The organism is Ruegeria sp. BHSC037, from assembly GCF_059613045.1.
The window spans coordinates 61,987-79,957 of sequence record NZ_JBXWRT010000006.1 but is presented as its reverse complement, the minus strand read 5'-3'; the positions used below and the strand labels follow the sequence as shown (position 1 = coordinate 79,957).

At 63.2% G+C, this 17,971-nt stretch carries 19 protein-coding genes; 8 read left to right on the top strand and 11 right to left on the bottom strand.

The window, feature by feature from the left end:
- Positions 1–144: 144 nt before the first annotated feature.
- Entirely contained in the window at positions 145–927 is a 783-nt protein-coding gene (locus tag AC2FMN_RS07710; RefSeq protein WP_496687243.1) for a Hint domain-containing protein, read from the top strand.
- A 128-nt stretch (positions 928–1,055) separates the two neighbouring features.
- On the opposite strand, the gene AC2FMN_RS07705 is transcribed toward AC2FMN_RS07710, so the two are convergent.
- Positions 1,056–1,556, bottom strand: coding sequence for an Lrp/AsnC family transcriptional regulator (locus tag AC2FMN_RS07705; protein WP_005981568.1), 501 nt, complete (start codon positions 1,554–1,556; stop codon positions 1,056–1,058).
- Between the two features lie 208 nt (positions 1,557–1,764).
- On the opposite strand from AC2FMN_RS07705, the gene trxB reads away from it, so the two are divergent.
- The 3 genes from trxB (at position 1,765) to AC2FMN_RS07690 (ending at position 6,428) form a co-directional block, all read left to right on the top strand.
- On the top strand, positions 1,765–2,706 hold the full coding sequence (trxB, locus tag AC2FMN_RS07700; protein ID WP_496687241.1) for a thioredoxin-disulfide reductase: 942 nt from the start codon (positions 1,765–1,767) through the stop codon (positions 2,704–2,706).
- Between the two features lie 114 nt (positions 2,707–2,820).
- Positions 2,821–4,512 (top strand): adenylate/guanylate cyclase domain-containing protein, encoded by a 1,692-nt coding sequence (locus AC2FMN_RS07695; RefSeq protein WP_496687240.1) that lies wholly within the window; start codon positions 2,821–2,823, stop codon positions 4,510–4,512.
- A gap of 197 nt (positions 4,513–4,709) precedes the next feature.
- A complete protein-coding gene (locus AC2FMN_RS07690) occupies positions 4,710–6,428 on the top strand; it encodes a bifunctional sulfate adenylyltransferase/adenylylsulfate kinase (protein ID WP_496678590.1) in 1,719 nt (572 codons plus the stop codon).
- A gap of 75 nt (positions 6,429–6,503) precedes the next feature.
- Here AC2FMN_RS07690 and AC2FMN_RS07685 read toward each other — a convergent pair whose 3' ends face one another.
- From AC2FMN_RS07685 to AC2FMN_RS07670, 4 genes are all read right to left on the bottom strand, one after another.
- Positions 6,504–7,370, bottom strand: coding sequence for a hypothetical protein (locus AC2FMN_RS07685; RefSeq protein ID WP_496678591.1), 867 nt, complete (start codon positions 7,368–7,370; stop codon positions 6,504–6,506).
- On the bottom strand, positions 7,367–8,254 hold the full coding sequence (locus AC2FMN_RS07680) for a PhzF family phenazine biosynthesis protein (RefSeq protein WP_496687238.1): 888 nt from the start codon (positions 8,252–8,254) through the stop codon (positions 7,367–7,369). The genes AC2FMN_RS07685 and AC2FMN_RS07680 overlap by 4 nt, the downstream gene beginning before the upstream one ends.
- Before the next feature lie 96 nt (positions 8,255–8,350).
- Positions 8,351–8,575, bottom strand: a complete 225-nt coding sequence (locus AC2FMN_RS07675) for a DUF1150 family protein (RefSeq protein WP_496678593.1) — start codon at positions 8,573–8,575, stop codon at positions 8,351–8,353.
- A gap of 3 nt (positions 8,576–8,578) precedes the next feature.
- On the bottom strand, positions 8,579–8,992 hold the full coding sequence (locus AC2FMN_RS07670) for an Hsp20 family protein (protein WP_149776452.1): 414 nt from the start codon (positions 8,990–8,992) through the stop codon (positions 8,579–8,581).
- 165 nt (positions 8,993–9,157) lie between these two features.
- Here AC2FMN_RS07670 and AC2FMN_RS07665 point away from each other — a divergent pair, with 165 nt between their 5' ends.
- The 3 genes from AC2FMN_RS07665 (at position 9,158) to AC2FMN_RS07655 (ending at position 11,012) form a co-directional block, all read left to right on the top strand.
- Complete coding sequence (locus tag AC2FMN_RS07665; protein WP_005981552.1) at positions 9,158–9,382, top strand: YdcH family protein; 225 nt, start codon at positions 9,158–9,160, stop codon at positions 9,380–9,382.
- 81 nt (positions 9,383–9,463) lie between these two features.
- On the top strand, positions 9,464–9,952 hold the full coding sequence (gene purE, locus AC2FMN_RS07660) for a 5-(carboxyamino)imidazole ribonucleotide mutase (RefSeq protein WP_496687236.1): 489 nt from the start codon (positions 9,464–9,466) through the stop codon (positions 9,950–9,952).
- Positions 9,945–11,012: a 5-(carboxyamino)imidazole ribonucleotide synthase gene (locus AC2FMN_RS07655; RefSeq protein WP_496687234.1), complete on the top strand. Its 1,068-nt coding sequence runs from the start codon at positions 9,945–9,947 to the stop codon at positions 11,010–11,012. Before purE ends, AC2FMN_RS07655 begins: the two co-directional genes overlap by 8 nt.
- On the opposite strand, the gene AC2FMN_RS07650 is transcribed toward AC2FMN_RS07655, so the two are convergent.
- The 6 genes from AC2FMN_RS07650 to AC2FMN_RS07625 form a co-directional block, all read right to left on the bottom strand.
- Positions 11,009–12,169 (bottom strand): alpha-D-ribose 1-methylphosphonate 5-triphosphate diphosphatase, encoded by a 1,161-nt coding sequence (locus AC2FMN_RS07650; RefSeq protein ID WP_496687233.1) that lies wholly within the window; start codon positions 12,167–12,169, stop codon positions 11,009–11,011. The genes AC2FMN_RS07655 and AC2FMN_RS07650 overlap by 4 nt on opposite strands.
- Positions 12,166–12,939 carry an alpha/beta fold hydrolase gene (locus tag AC2FMN_RS07645; RefSeq protein ID WP_496687231.1) on the bottom strand — a complete coding sequence of 258 codons (774 nt, stop codon included), beginning with the start codon at positions 12,937–12,939 and terminating at the stop codon, positions 12,166–12,168. Before AC2FMN_RS07645 ends, AC2FMN_RS07650 begins: the two co-directional genes overlap by 4 nt.
- A 38-nt stretch (positions 12,940–12,977) precedes the next feature.
- A complete protein-coding gene (locus AC2FMN_RS07640; RefSeq protein WP_496687230.1) occupies positions 12,978–13,820 on the bottom strand; it encodes a DMT family transporter in 843 nt (280 codons plus the stop codon).
- A gap of 193 nt (positions 13,821–14,013) precedes the next feature.
- Positions 14,014–15,657: a chaperonin GroEL gene (groL, locus tag AC2FMN_RS07635; protein ID WP_496678602.1), complete on the bottom strand. Its 1,644-nt coding sequence runs from the start codon at positions 15,655–15,657 to the stop codon at positions 14,014–14,016.
- Positions 15,658–15,708: 51 nt separating this feature from the next.
- The gene (locus AC2FMN_RS07630) at positions 15,709–16,020 is read right to left on the bottom strand and encodes a co-chaperone GroES (RefSeq protein WP_496678603.1); all 312 of its coding nucleotides are present in this window, start codon (positions 16,018–16,020) and stop codon (positions 15,709–15,711) included.
- 162 nt (positions 16,021–16,182) lie between these two features.
- The gene (locus AC2FMN_RS07625; protein ID WP_496687229.1) at positions 16,183–16,857 is read right to left on the bottom strand and encodes a DUF2161 domain-containing phosphodiesterase; all 675 of its coding nucleotides are present in this window, start codon (positions 16,855–16,857) and stop codon (positions 16,183–16,185) included.
- A 105-nt stretch (positions 16,858–16,962) separates the two neighbouring features.
- Here AC2FMN_RS07625 and AC2FMN_RS07620 point away from each other — a divergent pair, with 105 nt between their 5' ends.
- Positions 16,963–17,943 (top strand): TraB/GumN family protein, encoded by a 981-nt coding sequence (locus tag AC2FMN_RS07620; RefSeq protein ID WP_496687227.1) that lies wholly within the window; start codon positions 16,963–16,965, stop codon positions 17,941–17,943.
- Positions 17,944–17,971: the final 28 nt, after the last annotated feature.

Below are 17,971 nucleotides of genomic sequence, written 5' to 3'. Positions count from 1 at the left end.
ATGTAAGACGTGTATTTTCTGCACTGCCTGCCCGGGTTGTTGCCGGGCCACGTATCACTCCTCGAGACAGGAATACGAACCGTCAGACGCGAATGCGGCCACGCTGCAATCGCCCAGATGGTCATTTGAGAGGATCAAGATTTCATGACTTTTCCAAATTCTCTGATGCGCGCAGCGAGAAACGCTATTGAAACAGCACCGTTGACGCAAAGTGGCGATCAGCCCTGCCACGCGCCCCGGCCGCAGCTGCGCCGCTACGAAGTCAGCGCCCTGCTGGCAAATGGCGACATTTCGCAAACCAGGCATATCGCGCCCGCTCTACCGGTCTTCGAAGACGCCTTCTGCGCGTTTTCCCGCGGGTCGCTGCTGGAGACTGAACACGGGCCTTTGGCAATTGAGGATCTGCTGCCTGGCGACACGGTGCTGACCCATGACGGGACATCGCAGACGGTTCTATGGAAAGGGTCGGTCACCCTGATCCCGGGGCGGCCCGACTCGCGGGGCCGAACCCGCCCGCTGACGCGGATTATGGCCGACGCCTTCGGGCTGCAAAAACCGCAATCCGGCGTAATCGCAGGGCCCGCGGCACGCCTTTTGGCCACACCCGCGCATTTGCGGCACCTGAACAACGGTCAGCCGATGCTGACCCCAGTGGATGAATTCCAGGACGGCATGAACGTGATCGAGACCTTGCCGCCGACCCCAGTCGAGTTGTTCCACATCTGCCTTAGGCGCCATGCGGTGATCAACGTGGACGGCCTGCAGTTCGAAACCTACCACCCCGGCCTGACGGCTTTGCGGATGATGACCCCCGCCTTGCGGGCGGTCTATCTCAATCTGTTCGCGCACGTCCATTCAATCAACGACTTCGGACCGCTGGCCATGGAACGCGCTCGAGACGGAGAAATGGACTCGATCATCGCCTGAACAATCTACTTACTACTTAAAACTGCATCAAATTGGGGGAAACATGCAGATCTTGATCAGTTGGGCCATTTCGTTGGCCATCGCCGCTATCTTGCCGCCTTGCGCACCGCAAACGGCGCAGGCCGGGGTCACGCCGTCCGGTTCATCCGTTCTTCCAGCACGTCGAACGGGACGCCCGGTTCGTCCTTGGCGCCGCGGATGACAAGCGAGGTCTTGACGCTGGCCACGTTCGGCGTGGTCAGCAACTCGCCCGTCAGGAACTGTTGAAAACTGCTGAGGTCGGGGGCGACGCATTTCAGGATGAAGTCGACCTCGCCGTTCAGCATGTGGCATTCCCGGACCAGCGGCCAGTCGCGGCAGCGGTCCTCGAAGGCCCGCAGTTCCGCCTCGGCCTGGCTTTCCAGTCCCACCATCGCAAAAACCTGAACTTCGAATCCCAGCTCGCGGGCGTTGACCTCGGCGTGGTAGCCGCGGATGTACCCGGCCTCCTCGAGCGTGCGCACGCGGCGCAGGCAGGGCGGCGCTGAAATTCCAACGCGTTTTGCCAGTTCGACATTGGTCATTCGCCCATCCGCCTGCAATTCTGCAAGGATCTTTCGGTCGATCTCATCCAGCCGTGTCGTGACCATGCGGTGCTCCTGAATTTTTCGGTTCTTATATCAGCACCCAGGCTGCGCGCAATATTCTTTCGCATCTGCGCAATTTTCTTTTCGCGCCGACCCTGCCCGCCCCGCCTGACGCAGGCGTGACAGGAAGGGGCTTTAAGCCGTGCGATGCCACCGCTATATCGAGGTCCGGCGCCCGCGACGGGCACAGGCAAATTCGAGTGGGGATTCCATGGCCGAGACACGACACACAAAGGTTCTTATCATCGGATCGGGGCCTGCCGGATACACCGCGGGCATCTATGCCAGCCGCGCGATGCTGAACCCGATTCTGGTGCAGGGCATCGAACCGGGCGGCCAGTTGACCACCACCACCGAGGTCGAAAACTGGCCCGGCGACACCGAGGTTCAGGGCCCTGACCTGATGGTGCGCATGCAGGATCACGCCAAGGCCATGGGCTGCGAGGTGATCGGTGACATCATCAATGACCTGGACCTGTCCAAACGTCCTTTCACCGCCAAGGGCGACAGCGGCACGATTTATACCGCCGACGCGGTGATCTTGGCGACCGGTGCGCGCGCCAAATGGCTGGGGCTGCCGTCGGAGGAGAAATTCAAGGGCTTCGGTGTTTCGGCCTGCGCCACCTGTGACGGCTTCTTCTATCGTGGGCAGGAGATCGTGGTGATCGGCGGCGGCAACACCGCCGTGGAAGAAGCGCTGTTCCTGACCAATTTCGCCAGCAAGGTCACGCTAATCCACCGCCGGGACGAGCTGCGCGCCGAAAAGATACTGCAAGACCGCCTGTTCAAGAACGAAAAGATCGAGCCGCTGTGGTTCCACGAACTGGAAGAGGTGTTCGGCACCGAGGATCCGCTGGGCGTCGAAGGCGTGCGGGTGAGAAACGTCAAGACCGGCGAGATCACCGAGATCCCCTGCAAGGGTGTGTTCGTCGCCATCGGCCACGCGCCCGCCAACGAGCTGGTCAAGGACGTGCTGGAAACCCATATGGGCGGCTATGTCAAAACCAAACCCGGCACCACGCAGACCTCGATCCCCGGCGTGTTCGCGGCCGGCGACCTGACCGACCATGTGTATCGGCAGGCGGTGACCTCGGCCGGAATGGGCTGCATGGCGGCGCTGGATGCCGAACGGTTCCTGGCCGAACAGGAATGACCCCTAAAACGCGGCACGCAGGTGCCGCGTTTTTTTTTCGTTTTGCCCTACGCTTGACCCGGGGTACCCCCGCGCCGCAGACTTACGGCACGCACGTAAGAAACGGGTGATAGATTGGGCAACCCTCTTTGGCAGGGCAGTTGGACGACCCGCCTGCGCATCGCTAGCGGCTTGGTTCTGTTCACCTTCGCCTTCTTTCATTTCCTGAATATAGGGCTGGGTCTGTTTCACACCGACCACCTGCACGGGATGCAGGATGCGCGGCAGCAGGTCACCCGGCATGTTCTGGGCGGCGTTCTGCTGTATTCTGCACTGCTGACCCATGCCGGGCTTGCCCTGATGTCGATCGCCCGGCGCCGGACGCTGCGCATGCCTTTTCAAACAGCCCTGCAAGTGGTGCTGGGACTGTTGATCCCCCTACAGTTGATCTCGCATATCGTGCACACGCGCTATGCGCATGAGGTTTTCGGCGTCAATGACGAGATGGGTTACATCATCATCCTGATGTGGCCCAACGTGGCAATCTGGATGCAGAGCACGTTGATGCTGGTGGTTTGGATCCACGGCTGCATCGGGCTGCACATGTGGCTGAGACTGACCCGCTGGTGGGGCAAGCTGGTGCCCTATCTGATCGGCGTCGCCGTTTTCATTCCTGGCTTTGCCTTGGCCGGCCTGCTGACCGAGGGGCGGCGCATCTGGGCCGATTTCGCCGATCCCGACCTGCGCGAGCAGTATGTCGAACATTACAACTGGCCCCGCCCCGAAGCCTTTGAAACCATGCTCGGCGTGAAAGACAACGTGCTGATGGTGTTCTGGGTGGCGCTGGGCGCGGCGCTCGCGGTGCATTTCGGGCGCAAGATATGGCGCAGGCGACATTCGGTCCGGGTGCGCTATGTGGACGGCCCCGAGGTGGTGTCGGAAAAAGGGCTGACCCTGCTGGAAATCTCGCGGGCCAACGGCGTTCCCCATACCGCCCTGTGCGGCGGCAAAGGGCGATGCACCACCTGCCGGGTGATCGTCGAAGACGGCGCGGACCGGCTGCCCGCGCCCAGCACGGCCGAAGCGCGCAGCCTGAAGGCTGTTGGAGCCGCCGACCGCACGCGCCTCGCCTGCCAGGTCCGCCCCCAGGATCCGCTGACCGTGTTCCGGGTGTTCCGGCCCGACGGCGGGCGGCAACGCGCCCATGCCAGCCAGGGGCAGGAACGGAAACTGGCCGTGCTGTTTCTCGACATGCGCGGCTTTACGGCGCGCACCACCGGGCAACTGCCCTACGACATCGTGTTTCTGTTGAATCGGTTCTTCGATGCGATCGTTCCGGCCATCACCGCCGACGGGGGCACCGTCGACAAATACATGGGCGACGGGTTGCTGGCGGTCTACGAAACGGCGGATGCGGCCAGTTCGGCCCGAGCCGGATTGAAGTCCGCCGCAAATATCAGCCGGGCCCTGCAGCGGTTCAACCAGAAGCTGGCTGCGGAAAACAGCCCCGAGATCCGCATCGGCATGGGCCTGCATCTGGGCGATCTGGTCCTGGGCGAAATCGGTGCTGCCGGTCATGCAGCCCGCACGATCATCGGCGACGCGGTCAACGTGGCCAGCCGCCTGGAGAGCGAAACCAAAGCCCTTGGGGTCGAGCTTCTGGCCTCGGAGATCGTGTTGCGCGCGGCGGGGGTCGCGACCGATGCGCTGACCTTGCGAAGTTTCCTGCTGCGCGGCGTGTCGGAACCGCTGGCCGCGCTGGCGGTTGAACGTGCCAGCGATCTGAACACTTTGCTGGCGCCCGCGGAACAAATCACCGCCGACTGACCCGATTGTCGGCGATTTGCAGAAATCTGGCTACGTTCGCGAGATTTTCGGGGAAAATTCTTCCAAAACCGGCAAAAACCGCGCATATCCTCCTTTGTTTCATGAAACGGTGTGGACTTTGCTCACCGACCGGGGCACATGCCCCCACGGAACGCACCTGAATCACCAAGCAACCACACTGCGACAAGAGTATTGCAATGACGATGTTGAGTAATCTGGCCCCGATCCCGGAGCTGTATGTTTCTTATGAATCCGCACAGAAGCTGAAGGTCGAAGCCGCCGACCTGACCAGCTGGGATCTGACCCCGCGCCAGATTTGCGACCTGGAACTGCTGATGAACGGCGGGTTCAACCCGCTCAAGGGTTTCCTGACCCAAGCCGACTATGACAGCGTGGTCGAGAAAATGCGCCTGGCCGATGGCAGCCTTTGGCCGATGCCGATCACACTGGATGTCAGTGAAGAGTTCGCCGAACAGATCGAGCTGGGTCAGGACATCGCCCTGCGCGACCAGGAAGGCGTGATCCTGGGCACCATGACGGTGACCGACCGCTGGACCCCGGACAAGTCGCGCGAAGCCGAAAAGGTTTTCGGTGCTGACGACTTGGCGCACCCGGCCGTCAACTATCTGCACAACGTGGCCGGGAAGGTTTACCTTGGCGGTCCCGTGACCGGCATCCAGCCGCCGGTGCATTACGACTTCAAAGCCCGCCGCGACACGCCGAACGAGCTGCGCGCCTATTTCCGCAAGCTGGGCTGGCGCCGCATCGTCGCGTTTCAGACCCGCAACCCGCTGCACCGCGCGCATCAGGAACTGACCTTCCGTGCCGCGCGTGAGGCGCAGGCCAACCTGCTGATCCATCCGGTCGTAGGCCTGACCAAGCCCGGCGATGTCGACCACTTCACCCGCGTACGCTGCTATGAGGCGGTGCTGGACAAATACCCGGCCTCGACAACCACGATGAGCCTGCTGAACCTGGCGATGCGCATGGCAGGCCCGCGCGAAGCGGTCTGGCACGGCCTTATCCGCAAGAACCACGGCTGCACCCATTTCATCGTCGGCCGTGACCATGCCGGCCCGGGCAAGAACAGCCAGGGCGAGGACTTCTATGGTCCCTACGACGCGCAGGACCTGTTCCGCAAATACCAGGACGAGATCGGCATCGAGATGGTCGACTTCAAACACATGGTCTATGTGCAGGAGCGCGCCCAGTACGAACCCGCGGACGAGATCGAGGACAAGGACAACGTCACGATCCTGAACATCTCGGGCACCGAACTGCGCCGCCGTCTGCGCGAAGGGCTCGAGATCCCCGAGTGGTTCTCGTTCCCCGAGGTGGTCGAGCAGCTGCGCCGCCGCTATCCGCCGCGCAGCCAGCAGGGCTTTACCGTCTTCTTCACCGGTTTCTCGGGCTCGGGCAAATCGACCATCGCCAACGCTCTGATGGTCAAGCTGATGGAGATGGGCGGCCGTCCCGTAACGCTGCTGGACGGTGACATCGTCCGCAAGAACCTCAGCTCGGAACTGGGCTTCTCGAAGGAACACCGCGACCTGAACATCCGCCGCATCGGCTATGTGGCCTCCGAGATCACCAAGAATGGCGGCATTGCCATTTGTGCCCCGATCGCACCCTACGCGGCCACACGCCGCGCCGTGCGTGAGGAGATCGAGCAGTTTGGCGCCTTCTGCGAGGTCCACGTGGCCACCAGCCTCGAGGAATGCGAGCGCCGCGACCGCAAGGGCCTGTACAAGCTGGCGCGCGAAGGCAAGATCAAGGAATTCACCGGAATTTCGGACCCCTATGACGTGCCCGAAAACCCGGAACTGCGGGTCGAGACTGAGAATGTGGACGTGGACAACTGCGCCCACCAGGTTCTGCTGAAGCTGGAAAGCATGGGGCTGATCGCGGCGTCGTGATCCGAGCTGCCCCAAAGTTCAGAGGCCCCCGGTTTCCGGGGGCCTTTCTTTTTGGTCCGGCGCCAAAGGTGATCGTCAGCCGCGCAAGGCGTCACGCAGGGCCTGTGCCGCGCGGGTTTCGAAATCGCCGAACCACGCCGCCTTGTCCTGTATGGCCCGCAGATGCGGCAGGCGTGATTGATAATCCTCTTCGGACGCCGATTGAATCGCACGCTGGATATCGGCTTGGCTGTTACACAGGATCATGCCCTTGGTATCGAAAAAATCACCGATATTCGGGCAGCCCCAATAGATCGGCACGGTCGCGCACAGGATCGCGTCAGTCAGTTTTTCTGAAAAGTAGTTCCGCTCACGCACGTTTTCGATGATGACCGAATAGCGATAAGGCGCCAGCCCGTCGGATTTGCGCTCGAACGGGTTGTAGCCACGGCCCATGATGTCGACATCGGCCCCCGCTTCGCGCGCCCAGTCGATCACCGCATGGCGTAGCTGATGCCCCTCGAGATCGCGCTTGGCCGAGGCGATCAGCGAGCACGACCGGTGTTTGGTCACGTCCAAGTCGCGCCAATCGGGCACCTGGGTCACGCCATAGGGCAGGAACACCGCGTTGGGCAAGCTGTCCAACAACACCTCGTGGAAGGTGAACACCCGGAAGAATCGCCGCCAGGTCCATCGCAGCATCCGGTCATGCTTGCCATGGATGGCCGACGGCTCGCCCATCATCAGAGATATCCGCGCCCGCGTGCCGCGCCGCAGCCGCAAATGCACAGTCGAGTTGGGATACATGAGCAGATGGTCCGATGGTGTCAGGTCGCCCACGGTCTTGCCCGTCAACCGCTCGGGGCAGCCCAAAGGCCAGATCAGATCGGACAGCGGCACCGATGTCAGTTTCGGCCCCAGACGGTGGCCGTAGGGCAGGATCGCGATCGCAGATTCGGTCATTGCAGGGTGTCCGGCAGGTCGGTCTGGCCGCGCATCAGGACGAACCCGCACCCGGCGACCTTGATGCCCGTCATCGCATCCGGCGGCCCCACGCGGGTGACGACGGCCTGCCCCGGTCGGCCCATGTCGTGGCCCTGTTCGGCGACAAAGCTGTCCTTGGCCATAAGCCCGTATTTCCACAGATACGCCGCCATGGCGCCGGTGGCCGATCCGGTGAACGGGTCTTCCGGCGGGCTGGGCGGGGCCAGTAGCAGGCGCGAGAACGTGTCGCCCGCCTCGGTTGCGCCTTGCAGCGTCACCAGGAAAGGTTCGGCCATGTCGGCGCCTGAATAGCCCGCCGCCTGCGCCACTTGGCGCAGCGCATCCAGGTTCAGTTGTGCCGCGCGCAGGGCCGCGTGATCGCGCAGGACGGTAATGCAGAACGGCAGCCCGGTCGAAACCACCTGCGGCGGCGAAACGATCGCGCTGGCGGGCAGCCCGATGGCGGCCGCCACCAGCTCGGGCGCGACATGCGGGCCGAACTCCGGCGCGACCTGCGTCATCATGATCTGGTCGCCATCCAAACGGATGCCCACGATCCCCGCCCCGGTTTCCAGGGTCAGGGTGTTGCCCAAGATCAGCCCGCGACTGCGCATCGCCGCCACGGTGGCTATGGTCGGGTGACCGGCAAAGGGAATTTCACGGCTGGCCAGGAAATAGCGCACCCGGACATCGGCCACATCCGAAGGGCCGGTAAAGGTGCATTCCACCAACGAGGTTTCGCGGACGAAGGCTGTGCAGACCGAAACGGGCAGATGTGCACCCTCATGCACGACCGCACAGCCATTTCCGCCAAAGGCGCGGTCGCTGAAGGCGTCCACCCAATCGAATTCGAACCAGCTCATGTGCCCTCGTGCCCTGTCCGTCTGCGCTCAGGGCTGGGCCCTGCGGGTGGGAGTATTTCCATTCGCGCGGCCTGAACTGCGCCGTCGCGGGCCGTGTCAGTGCACGGCCACCGGCGACAGGTCATGCTGGCGGGCCAGAACGAAGGCCAGCTTGCGGTCGGCAACCAGCGCCAATTGCTGCCCATCCGAGTTGTGGACGGCATAGAGATGTTCCAGATCTCCGGCCTGCGCGCGCACCTCATGCGGCAGCTTGGCCACGTCCACGGCTTTCACATAGACGATCCGATCGCCTTCGGTGTTGATTTCATACGGTGTATTCATGGCTTACCCTTTCCTGATGTTGATCGTCTGCACCACGGCTTCCGGCACGGCGCGGGTCAGGTCGATGTGCAGCAGACCGTTTTCCATGATGGCCTCGCCCACTTCGACCCCGTCGGCCAGAACGAACATGCGCTGGAACTGACGGGCCGCGATGCCGCGATGCAGGAACACGCGCCCCTCGCTGTCGTCGCGTTGACGGCCCCGGATCACCAGTTGCCGATCCTCGATGGTGATCGACAGGTCGTCTTCGGAAAACCCGGCCACGGCCAGGGTGATGCGGTACGAGTGATCGGATGTCTGTTCGATGTTGTAGGGCGGATACCCTTCGTTTCCGGCCTTTGCGGACCGTTCCAGAAGGCGTTCCAACTGCTCGAACCCCAGAAGATGCGGGTATGAGCCAAGAGTAAGTTTTGACACGTTTTCTCGTCCTTCTTTGTCAAAGCGACGTGATGCGCGGCCCCAAGTCGGCAACCGCACACATCAGAATATGGGGTGAAATACGGCCGACCACAAGGTCTAGGAGATTTCACCCGAACGCACTATTCTGTGGGTCACGCTCCACCAGCCACGAATGAGTCGCCCATGAATGCGCCCACCGACATTTCGATGAAAACCGACGAGGTTCTGCGCGTCGAACTGGAGGTGTTCCGCCAGCAGCACCGCGACTTGGACGAGGCGATCAAGGCGCTCGAGGCGACCGGCACCGCCGACCAGCTGACGGTGAAGCGTCTGAAGAAACAGAAGCTGCGTCTTAAGGACATCATCCGGCTGATCGAGGATCGCCTGACCCCTGACATCATCGCCTGATCCGGCGCGGTCAACCGCATTGCCACGCAAGCGGATTTCACTATAGTGCGCGCTTCCTAACGCAGGCGGGGAACAGGGCAGATGAGCGAGATCAAGGTCGGAATCATCATGGGCAGCCAGTCGGACTGGCCCACCATGAAAGGCGCTGCAGAGATACTGGACGAACTGGGTGTGGCCTACGAGGCCAAAATCGTCTCGGCCCACCGTACGCCGGACCGTCTGTGGGAGTACGGGAAGAGCGCCGTGCAGCGCGGGCTTCAGGTGATCATCGCCGGCGCTGGCGGTGCCGCGCACCTACCGGGCATGATGGCGTCCAAGACGCGGGTGCCGGTGATCGGCGTTCCAGTTCAGACGCGGGCGCTGTCCGGTGTCGACTCGCTCTATTCCATCGTGCAGATGCCCAAGGGCTTTCCGGTTGCGACCATGGCCATCGGTTCGGCCGGCGGCGCCAATGCCGGCCTGATGGCCGCTGGCATTCTGGCCCTGCAGGACGCAGCCTTGGCCGACCGGCTGGACGCCTGGCGTGCGGCACTGTCGGACTCGATCCCCGAGGAGCCCCGCGATGAGTAGCCCCTTGCAGCCCGGCGCGGTGATCGGAATTCTGGGCGGCGGCCAATTGGGCCGAATGCTGTCGATGGCCGCGGCGCGACTGGGCTTCGTGACCCATGTTTTTGAGCCGGGCGCCAACCCGCCCGCGGGCCAGGTGGCGCATCGCGTGACCACCGCATCCTATGAGGATGCCGAGGCGCTGGCCGCTTTTGCGCAATCCGTCGATGTCATCACCTACGAGTTCGAAAACATCCCGACCGAGGCGCTGGACGTTCTGGAGTCGCACCGCCCCATCCGGCCCGGCCGCGAGGCGCTGCGGGTCAGCCAGGACCGGTTGACCGAAAAGACATTCCTGCAAGGTCTGGGCCTGAACACCGCACCCTTTGCCGATGTGACCGACCTGGACAGCCTGCAGGCCGCCATCGAACGGATCGGCACGCCGGCGATCCTCAAGACCCGCCGCTTCGGCTATGACGGCAAGGGGCAGGCGCGGCTGAAGACGCCCGAGGACGCCCGGGCCGCGCTGGCCGACATGCAGGGTGCACCCGCGATCCTGGAAGGCTTCGTGAATTTCAGCCACGAGGTGTCGATCATCGCCGCCCGCGGGCTGGACGGCCAGGTGGCCTGTTTCGACCCCGGCGAGAACGTGCATCGCGACGGCATCCTGCACACGACCACGGTGCCCGCGCGCCTGTCCCCTGCCCTGCGGACCGACGCGGTGCTGCTGGCCGCGAATATCCTGAACGCGCTGGATTATGTCGGCGTCATGGGGGTCGAACTGTTCGTGACACCGCAGGGCCTGATCGTGAACGAGATCGCGCCGCGCGTTCACAACTCGGGTCACTGGACGCAGAACGGCTGCGCGGTCGATCAGTTCGAGCAGCATATCCGCGCCGTGGCCGGCTGGCCGCTGGGCGATGGGCAGCGTCACGCGGATGTGGTGATGGAGAACCTGATCGGCGACGACATGGACCGCGTGCCCGAGCTTGCGCAACAGCGTGACGTGGCCCTGCACCTGTACGGCAAGGCCGAGGTCAAGCCGGGCCGCAAGATGGGCCATTTCAACCGGATCAAAAGCTAGCGCGCCGCGGCGACGAACCGCCCGGCGATATCCCCCGACAGGAAACTGACCCGGCCGCCGGCGATGGTTGCCGCCACGCGCTGCGTTTCAGCGTCTAGAATGACCAGATCGGCGCGTTGGCCGGGTTGCAGCGACCCGCGGTCCTTAAGGCCAAGTACCCGTGCGGGCCCCGACGACACCAGTGCCCATGCGCCCGCCAGATCCATCAGCCCCGATTTCATCAGCATCAGCGCCGCCCTGCGCGGGCTGGGATAGTGGTAGTCCGACGCCAGCGCATCGCACAGCCCCATGGCGAGCAGGTCCAGCGCGCTGACATTACCCTTGTGCGATCCGCCCCGCACCACGTTGGGCGAGCCCAGAATGACGTGATCGCCCGCAGCCTTGGCAGCCTCGGCCGCTTCGAGCGTTTCGGGAAATTCGGCGATATGCACGCCGCGTTTGCGCCATTGGGAACGGGCCTCTGCCGTCGCGTCGTCATGGCTGCCCAGACGCACGCCTTGTTGGGCCAGCGCCGCGCACAGCGCATCAAGCGCGGCGGGTACCTCGGAGGTCCGGGCATGCATCGCCTGCAGCATCTTCAGGTGCGCCTCGGGGCTGCGACCGGCCTTGAGCGCTTGCCCTGTCAAACGCGGCGGGGTGCGCCCCTGCGCCAGACGGTCATGCGGCAGGTGATCGTTGAACACGACATAGGGCACCTGCCAGTCAGCGATGCGCCCCGGCAGGTCGGCATAATCGTCCAGCAGGTGGGTTTCGAACCGCAACTGCGGGATCAGGTCAGTGACCACGCTGCCCTTCACCGCCGCGATCGCGCGGAACACGTCGGCGGCGAAACGAGGGCCGCGCACGCCGCCCTCCCAGCTGTAGAATTGCGCCAGCACGGCGGTGGTGATGCCATTGGCCGCCAGCTCGGCCTCGGCGGCGCGGATTCCCTCGTCCATCTGCTTCATGGCCCCCCGGCGCGGGGCGATGTGACGCTCGAACCCGTCACCGTGCAGGTCGATGATGCCCGGCAGGACCAGATAGCCGTTCAGATCAACGACCGGCGCACCGCCGCCTTCTTGGATCAAGCCATCGGCGATCGAGAGGTCATCACCGACAAGTCCGCAGTCAGGGTGCAGGACCTGCGCCCCGGTAAAGGTCAGTTCCAATGCGGTCACCGCGTGGGCTCCGAGTTGGGTTCGCCGCAGTCCTGGCCGATGCAGATCTCATCGATGATATCGAGAACACCGTCCAGCCAGGTGATGCTGCGGTCGAAAGATCCGTATTCGATGAAATGCAGCGCTTGGGCCATGACCCGCGGGTTGTTCATCATGAAGGTGTGTGTCACCGGCAAGACGATGTGGTCGGCCATGCCTTCGACCTTGGTTTCCTCGACCGCGACCTTGCCGTCGTCCGGCCCGTCGACCAGCGCCGAAAAGACAGGGTTCAACGAGTTTTCCCCGGCGATCACCCCGAGTTTGAAATCCACCGGTGGCAGGCGTCGGGGGATGCCCTCGGAGCCTGTTCCCAGCTGCAGTCCCGCAGGCCCGTTCAACAGGCCGAACACCTCGAGATCGCCCAGTTCGTCGACCAGCTGGCTACCTTGATTGGGCGGGCCCAGCATGACCACGCGGCCCAGGTTTTTCGGGCGATGATCCTGCAGCCAATAGCGCAGCAGGATGCCGCCCATCGAATGCGCCACCACGTTCGCCGTGTCGCCGTTGCAGGCCGAAAAGGCCGCTGGCAAGGTCTGGTCCGCCAATTCGGGAATCGGCAGGTCGGTGGAAGGGTAGCCCGGGCGCACGACGTCATAACCGTGCAGTTCGAACAATTCCTCCATGACCGAAAAGGATGCCTCGGTCCGGGCAAGCCCATGCAGAAGAACCACGCATTTGGCGTGCGCCAGCGAAGGCGCCAGGCACAGAAGGATGACGATCAGAAAACGCATTCCCGCCAGATAATGCTTTATCCCAACCGAGGAAAGACCTAGCTGGCTTTCGGCTGCAAGACCGCCACTAGAATACCGCCAAGAACAAGACCGGCGCCCAGTATAAGCCGCGCTCCGGGCGCCTCGTTCAGCAAAACCGCCCCCGCGACGATGGCGATCACCGGCACGCTGAGTTGCACGACCGCCGCCTGAGCCGGGGCCATCAACGGCAGGATGCGATACCACAGAGCATACCCCAGCCCCGAGGCGACACCGCCAGAGAGAGCGGCCAACGCAAAACCCCAAGGGGTCAGGTGCCATGTGCCACCGATCGCCAGCAGCACGGTCGCAGTGACCGGAAGCGCCCATACGAAATTGGCGGCCGTACCCGCCAGCGGATCACCTTCAGTGCGACCCGCAAAGGAATACGCGGCCCAGCCGACCCCCGCGGCAGCCATCAGAGCCGCGCCTGTCGGATCCACCCGAACAGAGCCCGAGGGCCACAGGACCCAAGTCAGCCCGGCCATCGCGACCACCGCTCCCGCCACCTGCCGCCTATCCGCAGCCGCCCCATTAAGGCTGCTGGCCGCGAACATCGACAATTGCACGACGCCAAACAGAATTAGTGCCCCAAGCCCGGCATCCAATGTCAGGTAGGCGGCGGAAAATCCGACCATGTAGAGGGACAGCGCCCCTGCCCCGACGATGCGGCGGGGATGCCACAGCCGCAACCGGCCAGAGCGCAGCATCACAAGGCAGGCTAGAACCACGGCTCCGGACATGACCCGCACGACCGCGAACCCGGCCGGGTCGCTGGCGCCACCGTCAATAGCGGCCCGGGTCAGGACCGAGTTGGCCGCAAAGGCGCACATGGTCAAAGTGGTCAGAGCAATCAGTCGCATGCCCCCTCCTTAGCCGTTTCATCGCCGACACTCACCCCATTCCTTTCGCCCGCGACATCTTCTGTTTTCGACCGGTCCGCCGCGTGCATCGGTGCGCGGCAAAAAAACGGGGTCGCCCGAAGGCGACCCCGCATCATCTTCAGCAGATGCTCCCTGATCGGGAGGTCGAATTCGCCGAGGCGAATTCGATTGCTTACATCATGCCGCCCATGCCGCCCATGTCGGGCATGCCGGCACCGGCGCCAGCGCCTTCCTTGGCGGGCTTGTCGGCGACCATGGCTTCGGTGGTGATCAGCAGACCGGCAACCGAGGCTGCGTCTTCCAGAGCGGTCCGCACCACTTTGGCCGGGTCGATCACGCCGAACTTGAACATGTCGCCATACTCTTCGGTCTGGGCGTTGAAGCCGAAGGCCGGATCGGTCGATTCGCGGACCTTGCCGGCAACCACGGCACCATCGACGCCTGCGTTCTCGGCGATCTGGCGCAGCGGAGCCTCGATGGCCTTGCGAATGATGTTGATGCCTGCGTCCTGATCGGCGTTTGCGCCTTTCACGTCGCCCAGAGCCTTGCCGGCCTGAACCAGGGCAACACCGCCACCCACGACGACACCTTCCTGAACGGCCGCACGGGTTGCGTTCAGAGCGTCGTCCACGCGGTCCTTGCGCTCTTTCACTTCAACCTCGGTCATGCCACCGACGCGGATCACGGCAACACCGCCGGCCAGCTTGGCAACGCGCTCCTGCAGCTTCTCGCGGTCATAGTCGCTGGTGGTTTCTTCGATCTGGGCGCGGATCTGGGCAACGCGTGCCTCGATCTCGGCCTTCTCGCCAGCACCGTCGACGATCGTGGTTTCGTCTTTCGAAATGGTGACCTTCTTGGCCGAACCCAGCATGTCGATGGTGACGTTTTCCAGCTTCATGCCCAGTTCTTCGCTGATGACCTGACCGCCGGTCAGGATTGCGATGTCCTGCAGCATGGCCTTGCGGCGATCGCCGAAGCCCGGAGCCTTGACGGCAGCAATCTTCAGGCCGCCACGCAGCTTGTTGACAACCAGGGTTGCCAGCGCTTCGCCTTCAACGTCCTCGGCAATGATCAGCAGCGGCTTCTGCGACTGGATCACCTGCTCCAGCAGCGGAACCATCGGCTGCAGCGACGAGAGCTTCTTCTCGTGCAGCAGGATCATGCAGTCTTCCAGCTCGGCGATCATCTTGTCGGCATTGGTCACGAAGTAGGGCGACAGGTAACCGCGATCGAACTGCATGCCTTCGACGACGTCGGTCTCGGTTTCCAGACCTTTGTTCTCTTCGACGGTGATGACGCCTTCGTTGCCGACCTTCTGCATCGCGTCTGCGATCTGGCGGCCGATTTCAGCTTCGCCGTTGGCCGAGATGGTACCAACCTGCGCAACCTCGTCGCTGTCCTTGACTTCGCGGGCAGCGGCTTTGATGGCTTCGACGACCTTGGCGGTTGCCATGTCGATGCCGCGCTTGAGGTCCATCGGGTTCAGGCCGGCTGCAACCTGCTTGAGGCCTTCCTTGACGATGGCCTGAGCCAGAACGGTTGCGGTGGTGGTGCCGTCACCGGCTTCGTCGTTGGTGCGGCTGGCGACTTCCTTCACCATCTGCGCACCCATGTTTTCGAACTTGTCTTCCAGTTCGATTTCTTTGGCGACCGAAACACCGTCCTTGGTGATCCGCGGCGCGCCGAACGATTTGTCCAGCACCACGTTGCGGCCTTTGGGGCCCAGGGTCACTTTGACGGCATCAGCCAGGATGTTGACGCCCTTCAACATGCGGTTGCGGGCATCGGTATCGAATTTGACGTCCTTTGCAGACATGTCTCTCTCCGTATCTTCGGTAAATTGCGTGTCTCAGATGATCCGAGGCGTTCAGGCGGCCTTCGCGGCGGACGACGCCTCGACAATGCCCAGAATGTCGCTCTCTTTCATGATGAGCAGCTCTTCACCGTCGACGGTGACTTCGGTGCCCGACCATTTGCCGAACAGGATCTTGTCGCCTTCGGAAACGGCCATCGGGATCAGCTCGCCGCTGTCCTTGCGGGCGCCTTCGCCACAAGCAACGACAATACCTTCGCTGGGTTTTTCTTTTGCACTGTCGGGAATGATCAGACCGCCGGCGGTCTTCTCTTCGCTTTCCACGCGGCGCACCAGCACCCGGTCATGAAGTGGTTTGAATGCCATCTTTGCAGCTCCTTGAGGCTCAAAGGTTGTTAATCCCCTCCTCGCGGCTTCGCGAGGCGTTAGCACTCACACTTGGCGAGTGCTAACGGCGTATAGCTAGGCGGTCGCCCGGAAGCTGTCAACAATCCCGATGAAAAATTTTTTCGCCGCGCCCAGCGCGGATTAGTCATCGTTTTCCCAGCTGCAGGCCCAATGTTTCAAGCCCGCACACCCTGCGGCTGAAAGGGCGTAAATGCCCTTCTCGACCTTCTCGAACCAGCCATAGTGATTGTCGCGCATCAGGCGTGTGGCGTGGGGCACTTGCGCGGCGCGGGCCACCTCGGCGCCCTTGGTGGCACCGTGTTCGGCCAGATGGGCAGCGCATTTCAATGCGTCCTGGCGATAGGCCGTCACGATGCCATGGCGGGTGGCGCCCCCGGCATTCGGATCGCCCTGCAACCGATCGAACTCGCGCAGCAGGCGGGCAGCCCTGCCCTTGGCCTTGCGCGGAGAGTAAGGCCCCGGATCACAATGGACATCGACCGCACCGTCGCCGCGGACGGTCATCAGACCCAACCCCAGCCGCCGGCACAGGGACAGGTTGTCCCGCAGCGCGCGCCTTGCCGTCCGCCCTGTCGGTCTGCAAACGGCGATATAGACATGATCGGTGATCTTCTGGCGCGCTACTGCCTGATGGAACAGCGCCAGCGAGAATCGCAGCTTCAACTCGACGATGACGGGGTCCTCAGCGCCCCGGACGGCGACGATGTCGGCCGCGCCGACTTCGCCCTTGACGACATAGCCCTGGCGCTCGAGAAGCGCTTTGATCGGGGGATAGAGGTCCTGCTCGCGGTTCATGCGCTCATGCTACGGGGAATCTCGGGGAATGCCAGTGGATGGGTTGCGCATGGCGCATGCGCGGGGTCTAAGGACGGGCGAGATTTCCTGCAATCGGATCGTTCCATGCGCCTGTTCCTGCTTGCACTGTTTCTGTTGTCCCCTGTCGTGGGCAAGGCCGACTGCGACGGGCACGATCTGCGGCTGGCCATGGCGCCTGAAACGCGCGCCGAACTGGAGGCCGCCGTCAGCCAGACGCCATTTCCCGCAGGCAACCACTGGATCGCGCGCAAGGGGGAAACGGTCCTCCACCTGATCGGAACGCTCCACCTCAACGACCCGCGCATGGGCCCGATCGTCGAGCGGCTGACCCCGACGCTGAGCCGGGCCGACGCATTCTATTTCGAGATCACCCAATCCGACATGGCTGAATTTGAAAAGACCTTGGCGACGGATCTTAGCCCGGTTCTGATCACCTCCGGCCCCACCCTGATCGAGATGATGAGCGAATCGGACTGGGCGCGGATCTCGGCCTCTCTTGCCGCGCGCGGCATACCTGGGTGGATGGCGGCCAAGATGCAGCCCTGGTTCCTTTCGATGATGCTGGGCATGCCGCCTTGCATGCTGCAGATGCCCGACGCCGACTACGGTATGGACGCGCGCCTGGCCGAACTAGCGCAGGCGCGAGGGATCCCGCAATATTCCCTGGAAAGGATCGAGGACCTGATCGCAATCTTCCAGAGCCACCCCCTGGAAGACCAGGTGCAGTCGCTGGTTCGCATGGCCGATGCATTGCAGGCCGAAGATGACCAGATGGCGACGATGGCCAACGCGTATATCGAGGAGAAACACGCCGAAATCCTGCAATTGGCGAAAATTCTGGGGCGCGATGCTTCGGGGCTGTCGCCCGAGGTGTTTGCCCGCGAATGGGCCGGTTTCGAAGATCAGATGCTGGTCCAGCGCAATGCCAACTGGATGCAGAAGATTCTGGCGCTTGACAGCCAAACCGCAGTGATTGCAGTTGGCGCCGGACACCTGCCCGGGCGGCACGGGCTGCTGAACCAAGTCTCACTCGCCGGGTACAGCCTGACCCGGGCGCCGTTCTGATCAGGCGCGGCGGGCGTCAGACCAACGG